The sequence below is a fragment of the Bacillus sp. FSL R5-0286 genome, assembly GCF_038593245.1.
GTDB classification, from domain to species: domain Bacteria; phylum Bacillota; class Bacilli; order Bacillales; family Bacillaceae; genus Bacillus; species Bacillus altitudinis.
Genome location: NZ_CP151977.1, coordinates 1,242,256 through 1,263,591, shown reverse-complemented (window position 1 = coordinate 1,263,591; position 21,336 = coordinate 1,242,256). Strand labels below are relative to the sequence as shown.

Below are 21,336 nucleotides of genomic sequence, written 5' to 3'. Positions count from 1 at the left end.
CCATCACCTCTTCATCTTCGGATCAAGCGCATCTTGCAAGCCATCACCTAAATTATTAAAGCAAAACATCGTCAGCGAAATAAAAAATGCCGGAAAGAATAAACGCCACCAGTGACCATTATCTGATAGCACTGTCGGCAAGGCATCATTGGCCATCACACCCCAGCTTGCAAACGGCGCTTGAATCCCTAAACCAAGAAAACTTAAGAACGCTTCAGCAAAAATCGCTGTCGGTACAGTTAGCGTCATCTGGACAATAATCGGTCCCATCGTATTCGGCAGTAAATTTCTGCGGATGATGCGCAAACTTTTTGCGCCAAAGGTTTTCGAGGCAAGGACATATTCTTGGCTTTTCAGCTGAAGGACTTGACCTCTCACGATTCTTGCCATCCCAATCCATCCTGTGACAGTGAGCGCCACAATAATAGTGACAAGCCCAGGCCCCATCAGAACCATCAATAAAATGACGACGAGTAAATACGGCAGACCGTAAAGCACCTCGACGATCCGCATCATGACATGGTCATACTTCCCGCCTTTATAGCCTGCAATACCGCCATAGATGACACCGATTGCAAAATCAATGAGAGCGGCCATCACGCCCACAAATAATGAAATGCGTGCGCCGTACCAAGTACGTGTAAACACATCACGTCCAAGTTCATCTGTTCCAAACCAGTGAGCAGCTGACGGTGGCAAGTTTTGCATGGAAAGCCGCTGTTCTGTCACACTATTCGGTGCAAGGAGTGGGCCTAATACAGCCATGACGAAAAGAAAAATCAGCACCGATAAACTAAACATAGCGAGTTTATTTTGTTTTAACCGTCGCCAAGTATCTGCCCAATACGAAAGCGAGGGTCTTTTAATGGCATGGACTTCAGATGTCTTTTGTTCTTTAGGAGCAAACCATTCATCTGGCACTTCATGCGCTTGATTCGTTTGATCATGCTGAAGATGTATACTCATGCCTTTCCTCCTTTCTGATGCAGCTGGATCCTTGGATCAAGCAGACGATATGTCACATCTACAATGAAAAGAAGGGTAATTAAGATGATGCTGTAAAAAACAGTGGTTCCCATGATGACAGGATAGTCACGATTATTAATACTCTCAACAAAGTATTTTCCCATTCCAGGGATCGCAAATATTTTTTCAATCACAAAACTGCCTGTTAAAATACTTGCGACAAGTGTGCCGAGGATCGTGACAACAGGTAAAAGCGCATTCCGCAGGGCATGTTTAAACACAATTTTATAAGGGGAAAGTCCTTTCGCTTTTGCAGTTCGAATATAGTCCTGCGACAGCACTTCAATCATGCTCGATCTCGTTAACCGGGCAATGATAGCCATTGGACCTACCGCCAGTGCAATGGTAGGAAGCACCATATGCATTGGACTTGTCCACATCGCTGTAGGAAAGAGCTTTACATTCACAGCAAGCTGCTGAATTAATAAGGTAGCAAAGATAAAGTTTGGTATGGATATACCGAAAACAGCAATCGTCATGGCGATATAATCAATCAAGCCATTATGCCGGAGGGCAGCCATGATTCCGAGCAAGATGCCGGAGATGACAGCAATCAAAATAGAGATAAGACCAAGTTCTAATGAGACTGGAAAACCTCTCGCCAATAAATCATTGACACTTTCAGAAGGCTTTTTAATGGAAGGACCAAAATCAAAAGTAACGATGGATTTTAAATAGATCATATATTGAACATAGAGTGGTTCGTCTAAGTGATAGTAGCTTTCGAGGTTTCGCTGGACAGTTTCGTTTGTATTTCGTTCTTCATTGAAGGGCGATCCTGGGATGACCTTCATTAAAATAAACGTTAAAGTTGTGATGGTTAAAATCGTGGCAATCATGGCAATCAAACGCTTGAGCAAAAAGCTGGCCATCTGCTGTCTCCCCCTCGCTTAACAAAATGTTGTACGTGCGGCAAGCTCTGTCATGACAAGCATCGCTTGGTAGGCTTCTAATATATTCTCTGCTTGGTACGTCACCGTTGTTGTCCCTTCGATGATGGTCGTACCCGGCATTAAATTCGCCCATTCGGCTTGTCCATAATTGGCAAACTCGATTTTCAGCACTGGCTGCTCAGGAGGCGTGAGCGGCTTCATTTGATGAATTTGTTTCATGGCAGCTTCCACTTGCTGAGAGATGAGGGTGCTCACTTTCGCTGGTGTTAAGCATTTCACAGCAGATCTTGAAATGGTTTCTTTCACCGCCACTGTTTTCACGCCAGGCATTAACTTTTCGGCTTCAAGTGCCGCTTGATCGTCTCCACATACAAGAATGACTGGAACACCATAATACCCTGCGACATACGCATTAAAGCCCATTTCACCAACTGGATGATCATTTATGTAAAAATGTCTGACACCAAAAATCATACTGTGCGACATCACACCTTTCATTGATGCCCTTGCATGATAGCCTAAAAAAACAGCGGCATCATACGTTTGATCTAATCCTTGAACCATTGAATAAGGCTTTACATCCCCTGATATGAGAGATGCTTCCTCATGCAAATCTTCAATCAACAAATTATTCATTTTAGAATGGCTATCATTCACTAAAATCTCGGTCGCCCCATGTGTAAGAAGAGCTTCTACACAGGCGTTCACTTCACCTGTCATGATTTTTCTCCCGCGCTCATAATTGTGCTGGCGGCTATCAACAAATGTATGATCAGCTAGACCAGTAATTCCCTCCATATCGACTGATACATAGAGCTTCATCCCCATCCCCCTTTAATTAAACTTAAAATTTGTGTATATTTTTCTAAATTTTCTAAAAAATTATATGAGAACTTGATTGATTTTTCAATACAATGTCTGAAAATAAGGAAATTAGACTCAGGTAATACAGGTCAAAAGCATTGATGATAAAGGATTTATTTTACAGAAAAAACACCACTAGCTATGTCTTTAGTGGTGTTTGTCTGCTTCATCGATTTGCGATTTTAGCTGCGCATATTTTTTCATCGTTTGTGTAAACAAGTCATCGAACATTTGCGGTGCCTGCTGCTGGATGACTGCAGCGCCTTCTCCTGTAATCCCGCCTTTTGTTGCGACCCTGTTCACCGTTTCAGCAAATGTCAGTCCGTGTTCAACAAGAACTTGTCCTGTACCGAGCAGCGCATATGTTAAAAATTCATAGGCTTCTTCTAAAGAAAGCTCACTATTCCGAACAGCGGCTCTCGCCATTTCTTCAAAGATTGCTGCAATAAAGCCCGGAGAAGAGCTTGTCAAATTACTCGCCGCATCAAACCGGTCCTCTTCCACTTCCCTGACGATACTAAAAGCTGAAAGCAGGCGGTAGAGTCGTTCTTGTGCCTCCTGCCCAGCGGTTTCACCATGCGCCACAAGGGATACACCCGTCCCTACGGCTGATGTCAAAGTGGGAATGTATCTAGACACCGGCTGATTCGTATGTTGCATTAATTTGTCTAACGTGACAGCCGCTGCCACTGATACGATTTGAAGAGATGTCTTTGCGGGGCTCAGCTGATCTAAGACATCAAGTACAGCAAGCGGTGGTACACAAACAAACACGACATCACATGATGCAGAGATGTCATCTAAAGAGCAAATGTTGACATGCTGGTTCTTCTCTTTCAGCTGTTGCAGCCGCTCCGTTTCACTTCTTGTATGGATCATAAATTGACTGGCATGAAGTACTCCTTTGTCCAGCCATTTTTGTACCATCATATCTGCCATACTTCCATATCCAATGATTCCAATAGTCTCCACAGTTTAATCTCCTCTATTTTGCTTAGATTCACTACTTATTTTAACAATTTCCCACAATGTTTTCATTTTTATCCCACACTTTTTTCTTACGATAAAGTCAGTATCCACCACATACGGTCAATCACCTTACACACATACATGTAAAAATCGATGAAAGAGAGTGATCTTGATGACACATCACAAAGATGAAAAACACACTTCTTATGAATTACAAACCATTGAACAGCCGAAACAAAAGCAGAAGAAGCCAAGTGGCTGGCTGAAGCCATTTGTCAGCGGGATTGTAGGAGGTACGTTAGCGTTAGGTGTTTACGTTCTAACTCCATATGCTCAGCATTCAGAAAATAGTTCAACTGATTCGTCAACGAAAACAGCCGCTGTATCGACAAATGATACAAGTACAAATTCGTCAAAAACAACAGCGTCACAAACATCGAATTCGACCAGCAGTATTTCAAGTATGGTCGAAAACGTATCACCAGCCATCGTCGGCATTACAAACTATCAAACACAAAGTCAAACAACCACAGATTTTGGCGATATGAACACACCTTTTGATGGATCACAGCAAAATCAAAACAGCAGCAGTCAAGAACAAGAAAGCGGTACCGGATCAGGGGTTATTTTCAAAAAATCCGGCAGTAAAGCCTATGTATTAACAAACAACCATGTGATTGAAAGAGCAAATAAATTAACAGTCTCCTTGCATAATGGCAAGACGGTAGCAGGAAAAGTGGTTGGGTCTGACCCGCTGACCGATCTTGCTGTCGTGGAAATTAACAGCAGCGGCGTTACAAAAGTCGCTGAACTTGGAGACTCCTCATCCCTTCGTGCGGGAGAAACCGTCATCGCAATCGGAAACCCGCTTGGTGAAGATTTATCAAGAACAGTGACACAAGGAATTGTCAGCGGTGTCGATCGAACAGTGTCTATGGATACATCAGCTGGCGAAAGCAGTATTAATGTCATCCAAACAGATGCAGCCATTAACCCCGGCAACAGCGGCGGGCCGCTTTTAACAACAGACGGAAAGGTTGTGGGGATCACCAGTATGAAAATTTCTGAAACAGGTGTGGAAGGTATCGGGTTTGCGCTCCCAATCAATGATGTCAAACCAATTGCAGAGCAGCTTCTCACAAAAGGAAAAATCGAACGACCTTATATCGGTATCAGCATGCTGGATCTCGAACAAGTACCAGATGCTTATCAGAAGGAAACGCTTGGACTGACAAGCAGTCAGCTGGATAAAGGCGTGTACGTAAAAGAAATCGCTGCTGGCTCACCTGCTGCAAAAGCTGGATTAAAGGCAGAGGATGTCATCACCGCCATCAATGGCAAAAAAGTGACAACCGGCAGTGAATTACGCCACGAGCTTTACACGAATGCAAAAGTTGGAGATACCATCAGCATCACACTCGTTCGTAATGGAAAAGAAGAAACAAAACAAGTGACATTAACACAATCTGAATCAAAGCAAGTCAGTTCTTAACGAAAAAAGCAGCTCATAAAAATTGAGCTGCTTTTTTCATGTTCACTTGATTGGGACCAATCTTTGTTCAATTTCTGCTCGTTTGTGCTCTAAAAATGGTGGAAGTGCTAATTGATCACCAAGTTCATCCACGCTTTCATCCACTGTAAATCCCGGACCGTCTGTTGAGATTTCAAACAAAATGCCGTTTGGCTCTCTAAAATATAGGGCTTTAAAATAAAAACGTTCTACAACACCAGAGTTGGTGAAACCGGCTTTGGCTATTTTATCATGCCATTTTTCAAGCTCTTCTGCGTCCGCTACACGAAAGGCTACGTGATGAACACTCCCTCTGCCAGATCGCTCAGCAGGTCCTTCTGCTTTTTCAATGACATGAATCTCTGTTCCAGCTCCGCCTTGTCCTGATTCAAAAATCGTCACGATTTCCCCATCATTTGATTGTTCACGTGCTTTTTCTGTGAAACCAAGGATGCTCGTTAACACACTGATCGTTTTATCTGCTTCTGCGACTGTTAATTCTACTGGTCCCAAACCTCTAATCGCAAAATCAGCAGGAATCTCATCATGCACTGGCGGCTTCGCTCCATCTTGCACGCTTGGTTCTACAGTCAAAAACAGCTGCTGTCCTTCTGGATCTGTAAATTTCAAGGCAGGTCTGCCGCCTCTTAAAGAAGCTGTTTCTTTCTTTACACCTTTTTCTTCAAAGCGCTTTTCCCAAAAGGTGATTGCCTCTTCTGAAGAGACAATCAGACCTGTGCGTGAGATCGCATTTGTTCCGTCCAGCCGGCGGGCGAGCATCGGTATTTCAAAAAACGTCAGCTCTGTACCAGGTGAGGCGACCTCATCTCCATAAAATAGATGATACATCGATGGATCATCTTGATTGACTGTTTTTTTCACCAGTTTTAAGCCAAGGATTTGGCGGTAGAAATCAACGTTTTTCTGAGCATTTGCTGTTAGTGCTGATACGTGGTGAATCCCATTTATTTCCATTGCGTTCACTCCTATTATAAAGTATCTCGAATTCAAGATAATATCCTTATGAATAAAATAGGTCATTTTAGAAGAAAAGTCAACCATTCGACTGCATCTTTATTGGATGTTCGGTTTTCGCCCATTAAATTAACATTACACCAAAAATATTCTTATATTGTTCGCTTTTAAGATAACATTCATCCTAATATCTCCAATAAACGAACACTTTTAAATACAAATACGAAAATCAGAAAATTTTTTTAATTCTTGTTTTCCTAAAATCGTATTACAATGAACAAAATACATGTCACAGTAACGTACGAAAGTGATGCAGGAGGTCGTGTGTAATGAACAAAGAACAACCAGCGTTAAAACAAGACATCGGCTTATTTTTTGCCCTATCTCTTGTCATCGGAACAATAATTGGATCTGGCGTTTTTATGAAGCCTGGCAACGTCCTTTCTTATTCAGGAAGCTCAGACATCGCCTTATTCGCATGGCTGTTAGGCGGGATCTTAACCCTTGCAGGCGGACTCACAGTCGCTGAAATTGGTACGCAAATCCCACGTACTGGTGGTTTATATGCCTATCTTGAAGAAGTATACGGTGAATTTTGGGGCTACTTATGTGGCTGGGTGCAAATTATTATTTACGGACCAGCGATTATTGGTGCTCTTGGTCTTTATTTTGGTTCATTATTAGCTAATTTATTTTCTCTTTCTTCTTTATGGGCTACAACGATTGGCATTATCACCGTTCTTTTTTTATGTGTGATCAACATCATGGGAACGAAATACGGTGGCTTTGTCCAAGGACTGACCACGATCGGAAAGCTTGTTCCAATTGCAGCAATTATTGTGTTTGGCTTATGGAAAGGAAATGAACATATTTTCACAGCCGTCAATGAGAGTATCGCACAAATGAACTTCGGTGCAGCAATTTTGGCGACATTATTCGCCTATGATGGCTGGATTTTGCTTGCAGCGCTTGGTGGTGAAATGAAAAATCCAGAGAAACTGCTTCCTCGCGCGATGGCAGGCGGTATTTTAATTGTCACAGCATGTTATCTCTTTATTAACATCGCCCTTTTACATGTGTTACCAGCTGATCAAATCGTTCAACTAGGTGAAAATGCAACAAGCACAGCTGCTACAATGCTCTTTGGTCCAATTGGCGGTAAAATTATTAGTATCGGAATCATCATTAGTATCTTTGGCTGTTTGAATGGAAAGGTTCTTTCGTTCCCGCGTGTCATTTTTGCGATGGCAGAACGAAAACAAATTCCGTTTGCCAAAGCCATTTCACGCATTCATCCTACTTTTCAAACACCTTGGATCGCTGTATTTGTACAGATTTTGATTGCCATTGTGTTTATGATCGTCAGTAATCCCGAGAAGCTGTCAGAGGTTTCGATTTTCATGATTTACATCTTTTATGTGATGGCCTTTTTCGCTGTCTTTAAGTTAAGAAAACAAAACAGGGGAATGAAGCGCGCTTATAGCGTACCACTTTACCCGCTCACACCGATCATTGCGATTATCGGCTCTTTCTTTGTCTTAATCAGCACCATGATCACCGATTGGCAAAGCTGCCTGATCTCCATGCTGATCGGCATTGCCGGACTGCCGATTTATTACTACATGAAAAAAACACAAAATAAAGCAGAGCGCTAAGACAGCCTCTGCTTTATTTTTTATATTGCTTAATGACCTTATAAGATTCGTTTAAATATCTCATCAGCCGGTATGGCTTACTTAAAACCCGGATGGGGAGTCTTGAAATAAATCCATTCAGATTCGCCTTATACTCCTGCGTCATCCGCTTTGGCTTTGTGGCAATTTTTTCATACACTTCTTTGTAAAATTCCTTCATGATGTCGACTTGCACACTGATCTTCTGATGACACTCTGTACACTCAACGCTTTTCATCTGATCATTCACATAAACGATGCTGTGGAGGGTCTCTTCTTGGCACCGAGTACAGTGTAGGTTTGCTTCCATTTCGGTTTTCTTCAAGATACACAGCTCCTTTCTCGTTTGATGTTGCTCTTTTTATACAATACGATGGCTGTCAGCTGTTTATTGGACAGATGCTTCCTTTAAAATAGCTGCCGCAGTCAATTCGTCGGTGACGAGTACCTGAATAAAGCCGCCATTTAAAGCCCCTAAAATACTTTCAGCTTTATGAGTTCCTTCCACAACTGCGATGACTTTTTTCACGCTCTTTAATTGTTCTAACGATAATCCAATCACTTTTTGGTTCAGCTCATCTTGGACTGGTTTCCCTTCCCCGTCAAAGAAACGAAAACCAATATCACCAACAGCTCCTGATTGCCTTAAACCAGACAAATCCTCTTCTTTTAAATAACCGACTGTTTTCAATGTAGAGCCTTTATGCGGATTCCCAATACCGATCAGGGCAATATCAACATTTCTGCCTTCTTCAAGCACAGCTTCTATGTCCTGCATCGCCATCAGCCGCTCTTTTAATTCTTCTGTTTCTAAAATCGCAGGTGCATATAGATAGGAGCACGTACCATTCATCTTCTTTGCCAGCTCATATGCCAGCTGATTCGCGTGAATGTCGACTGCCTGCCTGCCCATTCCGCCCTCTAAAGGAATGACTTTGACATCGTTTCTTCGCTCAAATGGATATTCCTTCACGAGCTCGGCAAGTGTGGTTCCCCATGAAATACCGATTTTCTCAGCGTCTTTCATGTTTTTAGAAAGATAATAGGCGCCCGCTTGACCGACTGCCCGTTTGACCATCTCAGACATTGTCCCGACACTTGGGACAACGACAGCATCCGTTAATTGAAAGGTCGTTTCGAGCTGCTTTTCAAGTTCCACTGTATGAATACTTTCGTCTTTAATGTACACTTCAACGATTCCCACATCTTTTGCTTTTTGTAAGAGCTTTGAAATGACTGGTCTTGAGACATTGAGCTTTTTTGCAATCTCCTGCTGCGTCCACCCGTCTGTATAATAAAGATGAGCAACCTTGACGAGCTGTCGTCTTTCTTCCCAATTCAGCATGTGACATCATCCTTTTAATATACTATGATTACCAGTATACCAAACATTCGTTTCTAATTGGAACAATTGTTATGAAAATAAAAAAAGAGCGATTAACTCTCCGCTCTTTTTCCCTCGCTATATTTAGGCTGATACGTTCTCCCGCCATCTAATAAGAGTATCTGTCCGTGCAAATAGCTTCCCTCGTCACTTGCGAGAAATAAAGTGACTCCAGCAATATCTTCTGGTTTTCCTAATCTCCCGATAGGAATAAGGGATCGAAGCTGACTTTTCTCAAGCTCAGTCGGATAGAGCGTATCAAGCATCTGAGATTCAATGACGCGCGGTGCAATGACATTGATGCGGACATGATGGGAACCCAATTCCTTTACAAGCGAACGCATGAGACCAAATGCCCCGGCTTTTGACGCGTAATACTGGATGCCGCCGCCAGAGCCTGTTATCGCAGATCCTGATCCAATAATGACAACGCTGCCTTCTTTCCGCTCACATAGATAGGGTGCTAATGCTTTGATGCAGTAGAAAAGACCATATAGATTCACAGCCAGTGTCTTTTTCCAAAGTGAAAAATCAACCTCTAAAAAAGGAAGGGATTTCGTCATTCCTGCTGAATAGACAAGATGCCCAATGCCACCCAGCTCTTTTTCAGCTGCTGACGCCATTTGCTGAACACTTTCCCACGATGAAACGTCAGCTTGGAACGTCAGCAGCTGAGGATGCTGTTGTTTTAAAAGCGAAAGTCCCTGTTCATCTATATCTGACACAGCTACACGATGCCCTTCTTTTAAAAAACGCTGAGCAATTTCTTTGCCGATTCCTTGGGCGCCACCTACGATGAGAACTGGTTTTTGTTGATTAGCCAGCGCTCTCACCCCCATCGAGCATAATCGCTGCTCCATCTGTAAATGCACCGTACGACGTACTTAAGAAAACCGTCATATGAGCCACCGTCTCCTTGATTTGCTCTTTGTCAGGAAGCAAATGGAGAGGCGGCGGAAGTAGTGCCAATACCCGGATGCCTTTGTCTTTAAATTCGCGCGCTAATCCTTTTGTCATGGCATTCAACATACTATTTGATGTAGCATGTGAGATCCCGCCATCACCTGTTATGCTGCCTGATGAGGAAATATTAATGATGCAGCCCTGCTTCTGATCCACCATATGCCACACAGCGGCTTGACTGGAAAGAAAGACTGTATTTACGGATCTTTCCACTTCATCGACCCATATCTCAGGACTTACGTCATCAATCCCCCCATCTGCTTTTTGCTCGGCTTGATTGACTAAAATATCAAGCTTGCCGCATGTATCGATGACTTGTCTTAGCATAAGCGTAGCATCACGCGGTGTCTCAAGCGGATTGATGACAACAGTCGATTGGCCGCCTAATTTTTCAATGTCTTCGCTTATCGACTTTGCTTTTGATTCATCACGAAAAGCGTGTATGAAAACATGTGCACCTGCCTGGGCCAAAGCTAGGCAGATGGCTTCTCCAAATCCATCTGTGCTATCTGTCACAAGTGCCACTTTCTGATGAAGCTGGACGTGCACACGGATCTCCTCCCTATCCCTTGTTTGGCATTTATTTTCTCAGCTTACTCACAATATCAAGAGCTGCTTCATAAAAGCCTTCTGAGATGGTTGGATGCGGGTGAATCATTTTGGCCATCTCTTCTGCTGTTCCTTCTAAATACATAAATGAGGAAGCCTCTGATATCATCTCCGTTACATGCGGACCAACCATTGTAGCGCCAATGACTTCACCATATACGGTATCGTACACGAGTTTAATAAAACCGGTTTGAACACCTGCTGCCAACGCTTTCCCGCTTGCAGCTAAATCAAATCGCTCTGCCCGCACGTTTAGCCCTTTGGCTTTTGCCTCTTTCTCTGTCAGTCCCACACTCGCTACTTCTGGCAATGTATAAATACATCTAGGAACGATGTCGTGATTCATTTTTTCAGGCTCGCCGCATATATTGCTAACCGCAACAGCTGCCTCTGCCATCGCCGCATGAGCGAGCTGATAGCCGCCGGCTACATCTCCAATTGCATATACACCTTCAGCACTTGTCTTCATCTCATCGTTTACTTTAATAAAAGGACCATCCAGCTGAAGATCAAGCTGACTGACAGCAGAAACATTTGGTCTTCTTCCGACACAAACTAGCAGTCTTTCAGCCGTAAAGATGTGCGTCTCTCCTTTATCGTCTGTCGCATGAATCGCTTTGACTCCTTCGCTTTCTGTTACCTCTGTCACCGTCGTTTTCTTTGCGATATGGATGCCTTTTTTCTTCAATTCTTTTTCTAGTAATTTCGACGCTTCTTCATCTTCCTGTGGAATAATCGACGGAGCGGCTTCTATAATGGTGACTTTTGATTGGAGACTCTGGAAGATGCATGCCAGCTCAAGACCAATTACACCCCCGCCAATAATGACGACAGATGCAGGAATATCTGGGATGTCAAAGATCGTATCACTTGTGTCAAATTGAATCTCTTTGAGCCCTGGAATAGGCGGAATAGCAGGTGATGAGCCAGTGGCAATGATCAGCTCTTTTGTTTCAATCGTTTCTGACCCATCTTGTTTTTCAATGTCAATGCGATTTTTTGTCACAGCTGTGCCTCTGCCGTTATATACATCAATCTTTCCTTGCTTTAATAAAAAGGCGATTCCGCCCCTGAGTTTTTCGATGACATCATCTTTACGTTTTCTCATTTTATCGAAGGAAAGAACCATCTCACCTGTTTCGATTCCCCAGCTTTTTGCTTTCTCAATGGATTCAATGACTTCTGCATGTTTGAGCAGTGTCTTTGAAGGGATACAGCCTCGATTTAAACAAGTCCCCCCTAGAAAATCCTCTTCAATCAATGCAACTTTGTGTCCACGTTCAGCGGCTTGAAGGGCGGCAGTGTATCCGCCAGGCCCTCCGCCTATGACTGTCAGATCATACGTTTTTGTCATCCGATTCATCTCCTACATTAGCAATTCAAATGGTTGTTCAAGCACTTTTTTAAGGTCTGTTAAAAAGGCTGCTGCTGGTGCACCATCTACCACTCGATGATCAAATGATAAGCTGACACCCATCATTGGCCGCACCTGAATTTCTCCATCGATCACTACAGGTTTTTCTTGAATGCGTCCAACACCTAAAATCGCCACTTCCGGCTGATTAATAATTGGGGTAAACGTGTCAATGGCATACATCCCTAAGTTACTAATGGTAAATGTAGACCCCTTCAACTGGTCTGGCAGTAGCTTTTGATCGCGTGCATTTCGACCAATTTTTTTTGCTTCTTTTGTGAGCTGTTTCAGCCCTTTTTGATTTGCATGAGAGATGACCGGAACCATTAAGCCGTCTTTCACAGCAACCGCAAGACCAATGTGCACATCCTCATGGAAATGGAGCTCATTTTGTTCAAACGTCATATTGATTTGCGGATGGCGCGTGAGGACACTGCTGACCGCATGGATGATGATTTCTGTAAACGACAATCTGTAGCCTGTCTCTTTTTCTATCGCTGGAAGCAGCTGTTTGCGCACTTCTTTTGCTTTTGTCATATCAATTTCACTTGTTAATGTGACGTGCGGCGCTGTAAAGGCACTTTGTGACATGCGATCTGCGATCACTTTTCTCATCCCGGCTAGTTTTTGTGTTCTCACTGGAGCAGCCTCTGCCTTTTGTGCGCCTGCTGCTGTCACATCACTCTTCATGATTTTTCCGTGAGCGCCAGAACCAGCAACATTCGCTAAGTCGATTCCTTCACGAGCAGCCATTTTTCCTGCAAGTGGTGATACGCGCTGGCCTTCCTCGTTCGTGTGAAGGGCCGCTTCGACATCCCGTTTTTGAATTCTGCCTTTTGGTCCTGTACCAGATACTTCGTGAATGGCTACTTGGTGATCTTTTGCCGTTTTTCTCGCTGCAGGAGTTGCGCGTACTTTCTCACCCACCGCTGGTTCAACTTCAGTCGAAACAGATGGTTCAGATGGTGATGACGTTCCGCTGTCTTCAGAAGATGCTTCATCTGACTGCGCTGGCGGCTCGCTCGGTACCTGCTCATTAGCCTCTCCGATATATCCAATGACAGCATTAACTGGAATCTGATCATCTGCTTCGTAATATTTCTTTAGAAAAACGCCATCATCATAGGCTTCAACCTCGATATTGATTTTGTCTGTCATAATCTCAAATAGAGGCTCACCGATTTCAACCGAATCTCCTTCTTCTTTAAACCATTGAAGCAAGGTACCGATCTCCATCGTACTGCTTAGCTTCGGCATAAATATCTCTTTTGGCATGATCTTCTCCCCTTTACTTAAGAGCGCACGAGCTCTTTTGCTGCTTCAATAATATCTGGCACTTGTGGAATGACTGCTTTTTCCAGCGTTGGGTTGTACGGTATTGGGACGGCAAGACCGCCAAGTCGTTTAATAGGTGCATCTAAATAGTCGAAGGCTTCACTTTCCGCTATCATACTCGCAATCTCTCCGCCGTAGCCGCCTCGTTTCACTGCCTCATGCACAACGATACATTTGCCTGTTTTTTTCACAGATTCAATAATGGTTTCTTCATCTAATGGGACGAGCGTTCTCGGATCAATGATCTCGACATCGATTCCTTCCGCTTCTAGTTCCTTCGCTGCTTCGAGCGCTTTGTGCACCATAATGGCTGTTGCGACAATTGTGACGTCCTTTCCGCTTCTCTTCACATCCGCTTTCCCTAAAGGAATCGAATACTGCTCTTCTGGTACTTCACCAATTGTTTTATATAAAAGCTTGTGTTCATAGAAAATGACAGGGTTGTCATCATCCATTGCTGCTTTTAAAAGTCCTTTTGCATCATAAGCTGTTGAAGGCTGAACCACCTTTAGTCCAGGAATATGAGCCATCCACGCTTCTAAGCTTTGGGAGTGCTGCGCTGCGGCACCTGTCCCGGAACCTGCTGGTGTTCTGACAACAAGCGGCACCTTCCCTTTTCCGCCAAACATGTAACGTGTTTTTGCTGCTTGGTTTACAAGCTGATCCATTGCAATTGTAATAAAGTCAGAGAATTGTAGTTCTAAAATCGGACGCATCCCTGTCAAAGCCGCTCCGACTGCGCCTCCTGCGATGGCAGCCTCTGAAATCGGCGTATTGCGGACGCGTTCTGGACCGAATTCCTCGATCATCCCGCGCGTGACACCAAATGCGCCACCGTATACGCCGATATCTTCACCTAAAATGAAGACATCTTGATTTTTTCTCATTTCCTGACTCATTGCTTCTCGAACGGCTTCTAAATATGAAATCTCTCTCACTGTCGTGTTTGTCACGTGATTCCCCTCCTAATTAGGCGTATACATCCTCTAATAGTGTGTCAATTGATGGTTCTTTACTATTTTTCGCAAATTCAACAGATGCCTCGATCTCTTGCTTCGCTTCTTCTTGTAAACGAGCAGCCTGCTCTTCTGTCAGAACATCTAGCTCCATTAAGAGTGACTTAAAGCGTTTAATTCCGTCTTTTTGTCTCCATTCTGTCTCTTCTTCACGTGTACGGTATTTTTTCGCATCACTCTTAGAGTGACCCTTCCAGCGATACGTTTTCATTTCAATGAGTGATGGCCCTTCTCCAGCTCTTGCACGGCTGACCGCTTCATCTACTGTATTCATGATCTCAACCATGTCATTTCCATCAACTGTTTTCCCTGGCATTCCGTAGCTTTCTGCTCTTGTTGAGATGTCTTCAATGTTGATCATTTCTTTCACAGGACCAGACATGCCGTATTGGTTGTTTTCACAAATAAACACAACAGGTAAATCCCAAATGGAAGCAAGATTCAGCGCTTCATGGAAGCTGCCTTCATTTGTGGCGCCGTCTCCGAAGAAACAAAGGACCACAAAGCCTTCCTGTTTCATCTTGGACGTGAGCGCTGCACCTGTTGCAAGCGGAATACCGCCGCCAACAATCCCATTTGCCCCAAGGTTTCCTTTTTCTAAGTCGGCAATATGCATGGATCCGCCTTTTCCTTTGCAGTAACCTGTTTCACGTCCGAACAGTTCAGCCATCATTTTATTGACCTCTGCACCTTTTGCAATACAGTGACCATGTCCGCGGTGTGTACTGACAATCTTATCTTCATCCTTTAACACAGCAATAGATCCAACAGCCGATGCTTCCTGTCCAACACATAAATGGGTCGTTCCATGGATTAATCCTTTAGCAAAGAATTGATCGACCTTTTCATCAAAATATCTTACTAACCACATTTGTTTATATAAATCTGCTAATTTCTCATGACTAATCTGTTCAGGCAAAGTGATTTGTTTTTGCATTTCTTCTCTCCCCTTTACATTTGTTCTTATGTGTTACATTTGTAATTATCATACGTTTAACTCTCATTGAAGTCAAGCATTTCCGTTTATTTTTTAAGCGTTTTCATCTTTTTTCAGAAAAAAAGAGAAAGGCAAAGCCCTTTTCCAAAGACCTTCTCTTTCTCTCCATCTCGTACATTCTCATTCATCTGGATACATCATGATTTTGACGCTTTCACCTTCTGGATGCCTAGCGCATTCTATCGCCTGACGAAGCTGACTTAATGGATATCGATGCGTCACCATTTTTTCTGTATGAACGGCCTTTGCTTTTAAGAGCTCTAGCGCTTCACGATAATGGTATGGATGCGAGGAATAAGCTCCGACTACTTTCACTTCATCATGGAAAAAACGTTCTGCTGGAATGGAGACATCCCCTTTCGGAAAGTGAGCAAAGACCAAAATCGTTCCGCCTCTTGCGACAGCTTGAAATGCTTCTTTTAAAAGCGCACTGCTCCCCACAGAAATAATGACAAGGTCCGCTCCCTTTCCATCTGTTTCTTTCATGACGCGGTTTTCTACTGGCTCAGATGCTGGATGAAAAGCGACGTCTGCCCCAAGATTTCTTGCTTGAAGCAGCCTGTTCTCATTTACGTCTGTGATCATCACTTTTCCAGCCAAATAATATTTGGCAAGCTGTAATTGAATGCAGCCAATTTGCCCCGCTCCAAGAATCAAGACCGAATCTCCAGGATGAACGGGCGCCCTTTCAAAGCCGTGAAGACAGCAGGCAACCGGTTCGACCATCGCTCCTTGTTCATATGAGACGTCATGTGGGAGCTTGCCCATTGTATGCTTAACATGTAAAGCAGGAACACGAATATATTCTGAAAAACCACCCGGCTCTACATTTGTAGCTACAAATTGCGGGCACATTGTATAAAATCCTCTTTGACAAAAGTCACAAGTAAAACAAGGGACATGATGCGCTACATACACCCTGTCTCCCGTTTGAACATGTGTGACGTGACGGCCTGTTTCGATAATGTCACCAGCGATTTCATGCCCTAGCACTGTGCCAGGAGGTACCGTCTCATGTGTCGCTTTATAAATATCCGTCCCGCATAACCCGCAGGCACGCATTTTTAATAATACTTCATCATCACCAATGGCTGGCCGCTTCCGCTCCTCGTAACGAATGTCCTCTGAAGAATAAAAGACAGCTGATTTCATTTAGCCGCATCCTCCTTTTCATCACATGTCGCAAGACTCTGCAAGGATTGAACGAGCTGCTTGTACTCACTCATCTCACTTGAAATCCAGTAGCGTCCGCCAAATATTCTCGCAGGTCCCACTCTGACATATACTTTCCCGATATGAGGATATGGTTTTAAAAACAATTTTCCTTTAATATCGGACACGGCATATGTGTGCCACCTGCCAAAAGCACCTATTTTCAGCTCATCTTCACTAATCATGATATTCGTTGGCTGATTCAGGCCAGTGATGCTAGAAAGCATAAGGATAGGCAGCGTATAGACACCTAACACAGCTAATGGCTCAGGTCCTGCCGACATCAACGTATAAAGAGACCAGAGAAAAAACACACATATTAACAAGGCCGGAAGGAAAATAGAAAACATGGCAGACGTTCGGCTATAAGCATGCTGCTGCATGAGAGCTCCCCCTTTCAAATGACATGGAAGGAGCTTTCGCAGCTCCTCCACGCAATCATCGTTCACTTAATATGATCGATAATTTTTTCAATATCATCTTCAATGCCAAATCCCGTTAAAAAAGATAACGTTTGAATCACAGGCGTTCCTTTTGTATCACTAACAGGCGTTGTCGTCACAATTAAATCAGCACCCTCCGCTTTCTGCGGAACCTCAGATGCCTTACATTGTTCAACGATGACATCGTATCCTTTTTCCTTTAATGTCTCTTCTACCTTTTTTGCCACAACCGTTGACGTTGCAACTGCCGTTCCGCAAGATACTAATATTTTTTTTGCCATGAGAATCCCTCCAGGTCGTTTATTGATCTTTCTGATCTAAGCCCATTTCTTTTGCATACTGCTTTTTAATATCATTTCGCACCCAGTACCAAAGAAGCGCATATGCCAGTGCACAGACAATCGCTGCAATGAAGTAAGGATTGCTCGGATCAAGAAGTCTCACCATGATCCAAGGAATGACGTGTGAACCAAGATCGATACCAGAGATCATATTTGCCCCTTCTGGGAAGTCGAAACCAACTGCTTTCCCCATTGTTGTGGCGAGTGGTGCAAGGTTCGTTGCAATGAAGAAGACAATCATTAAGGTAAAAATACTGTTAATGAGGCCGCGAATAATATTCCCACGAGCGGCTGCTACTGCCCATACTACTGTAAATGGCAGAACCGATAAGTCTGCAAACGGCAGCATACCATTGTAAGGAAGAACGACAGCGAGCAAAATGGTGATTGGCACCATCAAAAGGGCTACAGCCATATTCGCTGGATGACCAATGACAATCGCTGTATCCAAACCAATATAGACATTTTTTCCCGGGAAACGCTTTTGAATATAAGAACGAGCCCCCTCAGAGATTGGAATAAGTCCTTCCATTAATAAAGCAACCATTCTTGGCATTAACACAAGCACTGCAGCCATTTGAATTCCAAGGGTCATGACACCTTTTGCATCATAGCCCCCAAGAAGACCAATAATGATACCAAGTATAAGACCCATCACAAGCGGTTCACCAAAGATGCCAAAACGTTTTTTCAAAGTTTCTGGATCCGCATGAATTTTGTTTAGACCAGGGATTTTATCAATCACGCGGTTTGACGCATACATCAGCGGAGCGAAGTTGACCGTTTCAGCATGAGCCATCGATACGCCTTTTAATCCGAAATGGTGTTCAATCGTCGGTGCCGTCCAATCGGCGAGTTTTAGAGTAATCGCAGAAACGATTAAACCAACGGCAAGAGCTAAGAACATATTATGATAAGCGTAGTAAGTAACAGAAGCAGCGAAAATCAAATGCCAGAAATTCCAAATATCCACATTCAATGTTTTCGTAAAGTTAACAGACAGCAAAATGACATTTAACAAGAGCACAAGAGGAATCATCAAAGGGGCAACAGGTGTACCAAATGAAATGGCGGCTCCAATCGGCCAACCGACATCTAAAATATCAAGCTTTAATCCAAGGGAATTGACCATGGCTTTGGCTGCTGGTCCAAGACCGCTTACAAGTAAATTAATAACCAGATTGACCCCGACAAATCCAATTCCGATGGTAATACCTGCACGGAAGGATTTTTTAAATCCTTGCCTTAAAATCATACCGAATAACGTCATAATAATTGGGAGCATAATTGTTGGCCCTAAGTCTAAGATGAAATCGACGGCTTGCTTGATCATACATCCACCTCCTGATTTTAAATAAAGCGCTTACATTATGTCTTGAATAACTATTGGTTTAATTCTTTTTGAAGTACATCAACGGCTTCTTCATACGATGTCATGTGAGATAAACTTGTCATTACTTCTTCTTTTCTGAAAAGCGTCATCAGTTTCTCTAACATCACGAGCTGCTTACTAGGTTCAGAGATTGCCAGAACGAACACAATTTTGGCTTGAACTGTCTCATGAGGGCTTCCCATCTTATGAAAAATAACAGGTTCCTTTAATGTCGCTACACTGATCGCCGGTTTGTTTACATGTTCAGGATCTGTATGGGGAATGGCTACCCCAAAGGTCGCAAGAGGAAGACCGGTCGGATATGTTTTTTCTCTTTCAAGCACTGCTGGTAAAAAGCTCGATTTAATATACCCTCCAGTTTCTAACCTTTCTGCTAAATAGGCAGTCACCTCCTCACTTGAAGATGCTTCGTATTGCAGCTCAATCAGCTGTTGATCTAACTCAAACAAGCTGTTCAAACAACCACCCCTTTCATTTGGTATAAATATGAACACATGTAACAAATAGAATGAACATTTTAAAATAGAACCTTTTGTAAAGCGCTTACAAACAGATGTGTTATAAAATGTTCAATACTGTTACCTTTGTAAAGATATTATAATATTCGAAATTATAAGTCAATGTTCCTAGGAAAATTTTTATAAAAAAAGATGCAGCTTTTTGCCGCATCTCTTTCATTACATCACATCAACTTCTTGTTAAATATGGCTTCCTATATCTAAAAACTCAGATACAAAAAGGTTGTCTGTCTGCTCTGTCATTTCTTTTTTTGTGCCGATTTTTTCGATTCTGCCCTCATTCATCACCACAACACGATCAGCGATATCAAACGCTTCTTCTTGATCATGCGTCACAAAGATGGTCGTCATTTGAAATTCTTGATGAACTTTTTTCAGCCAATGTCTTAAGTCTTTTCTCACCTTTGAATCTAGTGCACCAAAAGGTTCATCTAAGAGAAGAGCTTTCGGTTTAACGGCTAGAGCACGTGCAAGTGCTACACGCTGCTTTTGTCCACCTGACAGCTGCTCTGGATAACGATGTTCATACTGCGTTAATTGAACGACTTTCAGCAGCTCATGCACCCGCTCTTTGATGTCTTTTTTAGGCAACCTTTCTCCTCTAGGTTTCATCTTCAATCCATAAGCCACATTATCAAATACCGTCATATTTCGAAAAAGCGCATATTGCTGAAAGACAAAACCAATTTGCCGTTTTCGCACTGGAATATAAGTATAATCCTGTTCTCCAAATAAGATTTGCCCTGTATTCGCATCATCAAGCCCTGCAATAATTCTTAATAAAGTCGTCTTACCTGACCCAGACGGCCCAAGTAAGGAAATCAATTCCCCATTTCTGATCATCAAATCCACGTTTTGCAAAACCTTCGTCTGCCCAAATTGCTTTGATATTTGTTTCACTGTAATCCCCAAGGCTGATCCCTCCATTTATTTTGAACGCTTGCCAAGCCTATGATCTCTCTGCTGAATGATCTGCTTGATGATTAATGTGATGACCGCAACAAACGCCATGAGAGAGGCCACGGCAAAAGCCGCTTGGAATTGATACTCGTTGTATAGAATTTCTATATGAAGCGGCATCGTATTCGTCATTCCGCGGATATGACCGGATACAACCGACACTGCACCAAATTCACCAATTGCCCTAGCCCCTGCTAAAATGGCGCCGTAAAAAAGGGCCCATTTTATATTTGGAAGTGTCACAAGGAAAAAGGTCTTCCACCCACTGGCACCAAGCGTAAGCGATGCTTCTTCCTCATGAATGCCTTCATTTTGCATAAACGGAATTAACTCTCTCGCAACAAAAGGAAATGTCACAAAGATGGTCGCAAGAATCATCCCCGGTACAGAGTAAATCACTTTCCATCCATTTGCTAAAAGCCACGGTCCTAAAAGTCCATTTGAACCAAATAAAAGTACAAATACAAGTCCTGCAATGACAGGTGACACCGCAAACGGAAGATCAATGACAGTCGTTAACAAACGTTTTCCCGGGAAATGAAATTTTGTGATGAGCCAAGCAGCACTGACCCCAAAAATCATTTGAAGCGGCAATGTGATCATCACAATGAAAACAGTCAATTTAATTGCCGCAATCGTGTCTGGATGTGAGATGGCAAGAAGATAAGAACTCCATCCTTTCTCAAAAGCCTTTGAAAACACAGCAATCAACGGCATGAGTAAAAACAAAATCAAAAAAGCATACACCACACCAATCAACATACTCTTCACAGCTTTTGATTCCGTCACAGGACTCCTGTACTTGATGCGGTGCTCTTTAATAAGCTCCCTGTCCAATCAT

The 21,336-nt window shown here is 43.1% G+C and carries 22 protein-coding genes; 2 read left to right on the top strand and 20 right to left on the bottom strand.

The genetic code is table 11. The annotated features are described in order from the left end of the window. Nucleotides 1-3 precede the first annotated feature (3 nt). The 4 genes from NST24_RS06365 to proG all read right to left on the bottom strand — a co-directional run bounded on the left by NST24_RS06365 (nucleotide 4) and on the right by proG (nucleotide 3,755). Entirely contained in the window at nucleotides 4-966 is a 963-nt protein-coding gene (locus NST24_RS06365) for an ABC transporter permease (RefSeq protein ID WP_024719611.1), read from the bottom strand. Then, the gene (locus NST24_RS06360; RefSeq protein WP_008346233.1) at nucleotides 963-1,898 is read right to left on the bottom strand and encodes an ABC transporter permease; all 936 of its coding nucleotides are present in this window, start codon (nucleotides 1,896-1,898) and stop codon (nucleotides 963-965) included. Before NST24_RS06360 ends, NST24_RS06365 begins: the two co-directional genes overlap by 4 nt. A gap of 18 nt (nucleotides 1,899-1,916) precedes the next feature. After that, entirely contained in the window at nucleotides 1,917-2,741 is an 825-nt protein-coding gene (locus NST24_RS06355; RefSeq protein WP_342462458.1) for a M55 family metallopeptidase, read from the bottom strand. A 189-nt stretch (nucleotides 2,742-2,930) separates the two neighbouring features. After that, nucleotides 2,931-3,755 carry a pyrroline-5-carboxylate reductase ProG gene (proG, locus tag NST24_RS06350; RefSeq protein WP_342462457.1) on the bottom strand — a complete coding sequence of 275 codons (825 nt, stop codon included), beginning with the start codon at nucleotides 3,753-3,755 and terminating at the stop codon, nucleotides 2,931-2,933. A gap of 169 nt (nucleotides 3,756-3,924) precedes the next feature. On the opposite strand from proG, the gene NST24_RS06345 reads away from it, so the two are divergent. Continuing rightward, entirely contained in the window at nucleotides 3,925-5,244 is a 1,320-nt protein-coding gene (locus tag NST24_RS06345; RefSeq protein WP_342462456.1) for a trypsin-like peptidase domain-containing protein, read from the top strand. Between the two features lie 42 nt (nucleotides 5,245-5,286). Here NST24_RS06345 and NST24_RS06340 read toward each other — a convergent pair whose 3' ends face one another. Continuing rightward, nucleotides 5,287-6,237 carry a ring-cleaving dioxygenase gene (locus tag NST24_RS06340; protein WP_342462455.1) on the bottom strand — a complete coding sequence of 317 codons (951 nt, stop codon included), beginning with the start codon at nucleotides 6,235-6,237 and terminating at the stop codon, nucleotides 5,287-5,289. 329 nt (nucleotides 6,238-6,566) lie between these two features. On the opposite strand from NST24_RS06340, the gene NST24_RS06335 reads away from it, so the two are divergent. Beyond that, a complete protein-coding gene (locus NST24_RS06335) occupies nucleotides 6,567-7,892 on the top strand; it encodes an amino acid permease (protein WP_341015765.1) in 1,326 nt (441 codons plus the stop codon). Nucleotides 7,893-7,905: 13 nt separating this feature from the next. Here NST24_RS06335 and NST24_RS06330 read toward each other — a convergent pair whose 3' ends face one another. From NST24_RS06330 to cysW, 15 genes are all read right to left on the bottom strand, one after another. Further along, the gene (locus NST24_RS06330; RefSeq protein ID WP_008358910.1) at nucleotides 7,906-8,235 is read right to left on the bottom strand and encodes a hypothetical protein; all 330 of its coding nucleotides are present in this window, start codon (nucleotides 8,233-8,235) and stop codon (nucleotides 7,906-7,908) included. 63 nt (nucleotides 8,236-8,298) lie between these two features. After that, nucleotides 8,299-9,255, bottom strand: coding sequence for a sugar-binding transcriptional regulator (locus tag NST24_RS06325; protein ID WP_144678893.1), 957 nt, complete (start codon nucleotides 9,253-9,255; stop codon nucleotides 8,299-8,301). Nucleotides 9,256-9,347: 92 nt separating this feature from the next. After that, nucleotides 9,348-10,133, bottom strand: coding sequence for an SDR family oxidoreductase (locus NST24_RS06320; protein ID WP_072367659.1), 786 nt, complete (start codon nucleotides 10,131-10,133; stop codon nucleotides 9,348-9,350). Continuing rightward, a complete protein-coding gene (locus tag NST24_RS06315; protein ID WP_058337444.1) occupies nucleotides 10,111-10,806 on the bottom strand; it encodes an SDR family NAD(P)-dependent oxidoreductase in 696 nt (231 codons plus the stop codon). The genes NST24_RS06320 and NST24_RS06315 overlap by 23 nt, the downstream gene beginning before the upstream one ends. Nucleotides 10,807-10,837: 31 nt before the next feature. Continuing rightward, the gene (gene lpdA / locus NST24_RS06310) at nucleotides 10,838-12,220 is read right to left on the bottom strand and encodes a dihydrolipoyl dehydrogenase (protein WP_056407862.1); all 1,383 of its coding nucleotides are present in this window, start codon (nucleotides 12,218-12,220) and stop codon (nucleotides 10,838-10,840) included. Nucleotides 12,221-12,232: 12 nt separating this feature from the next. Then, nucleotides 12,233-13,555, bottom strand: a complete 1,323-nt coding sequence (locus NST24_RS06305) for a dihydrolipoamide acetyltransferase family protein (RefSeq protein WP_342462454.1) — start codon at nucleotides 13,553-13,555, stop codon at nucleotides 12,233-12,235. Between the two features lie 17 nt (nucleotides 13,556-13,572). Next, a complete protein-coding gene (locus tag NST24_RS06300) occupies nucleotides 13,573-14,553 on the bottom strand; it encodes an alpha-ketoacid dehydrogenase subunit beta (protein WP_026050078.1) in 981 nt (326 codons plus the stop codon). Between the two features lie 31 nt (nucleotides 14,554-14,584). Beyond that, the gene (pdhA, locus tag NST24_RS06295; RefSeq protein WP_041507420.1) at nucleotides 14,585-15,568 is read right to left on the bottom strand and encodes a pyruvate dehydrogenase (acetyl-transferring) E1 component subunit alpha; all 984 of its coding nucleotides are present in this window, start codon (nucleotides 15,566-15,568) and stop codon (nucleotides 14,585-14,587) included. 180 nt (nucleotides 15,569-15,748) lie between these two features. Beyond that, complete coding sequence (locus NST24_RS06290; RefSeq protein WP_159159573.1) at nucleotides 15,749-16,780, bottom strand: alcohol dehydrogenase catalytic domain-containing protein; 1,032 nt, start codon at nucleotides 16,778-16,780, stop codon at nucleotides 15,749-15,751. Next, nucleotides 16,777-17,223: a hypothetical protein gene (locus NST24_RS06285; RefSeq protein ID WP_008346260.1), complete on the bottom strand. Its 447-nt coding sequence runs from the start codon at nucleotides 17,221-17,223 to the stop codon at nucleotides 16,777-16,779. The genes NST24_RS06290 and NST24_RS06285 overlap by 4 nt, the downstream gene beginning before the upstream one ends. A gap of 62 nt (nucleotides 17,224-17,285) precedes the next feature. Beyond that, nucleotides 17,286-17,564 (bottom strand): PTS sugar transporter subunit IIB, encoded by a 279-nt coding sequence (locus NST24_RS06280; RefSeq protein WP_017367077.1) that lies wholly within the window; start codon nucleotides 17,562-17,564, stop codon nucleotides 17,286-17,288. A 19-nt stretch (nucleotides 17,565-17,583) separates the two neighbouring features. Then, nucleotides 17,584-18,957, bottom strand: coding sequence for a PTS transporter subunit IIC (locus NST24_RS06275; RefSeq protein WP_007498866.1), 1,374 nt, complete (start codon nucleotides 18,955-18,957; stop codon nucleotides 17,584-17,586). Nucleotides 18,958-19,007: 50 nt separating this feature from the next. Further along, the gene (locus tag NST24_RS06270) at nucleotides 19,008-19,475 is read right to left on the bottom strand and encodes a PTS sugar transporter subunit IIA (RefSeq protein WP_008346265.1); all 468 of its coding nucleotides are present in this window, start codon (nucleotides 19,473-19,475) and stop codon (nucleotides 19,008-19,010) included. Nucleotides 19,476-19,715: 240 nt separating this feature from the next. Then, nucleotides 19,716-20,447 carry a sulfate ABC transporter ATP-binding protein gene (cysA, locus tag NST24_RS06265; protein WP_342462453.1) on the bottom strand — a complete coding sequence of 244 codons (732 nt, stop codon included), beginning with the start codon at nucleotides 20,445-20,447 and terminating at the stop codon, nucleotides 19,716-19,718. Nucleotides 20,448-20,462: 15 nt separating this feature from the next. Then, the gene (cysW, locus tag NST24_RS06260; RefSeq protein WP_342462452.1) at nucleotides 20,463-21,332 is read right to left on the bottom strand and encodes a sulfate ABC transporter permease subunit CysW; all 870 of its coding nucleotides are present in this window, start codon (nucleotides 21,330-21,332) and stop codon (nucleotides 20,463-20,465) included. Nucleotides 21,333-21,336: the final 4 nt, after the last annotated feature.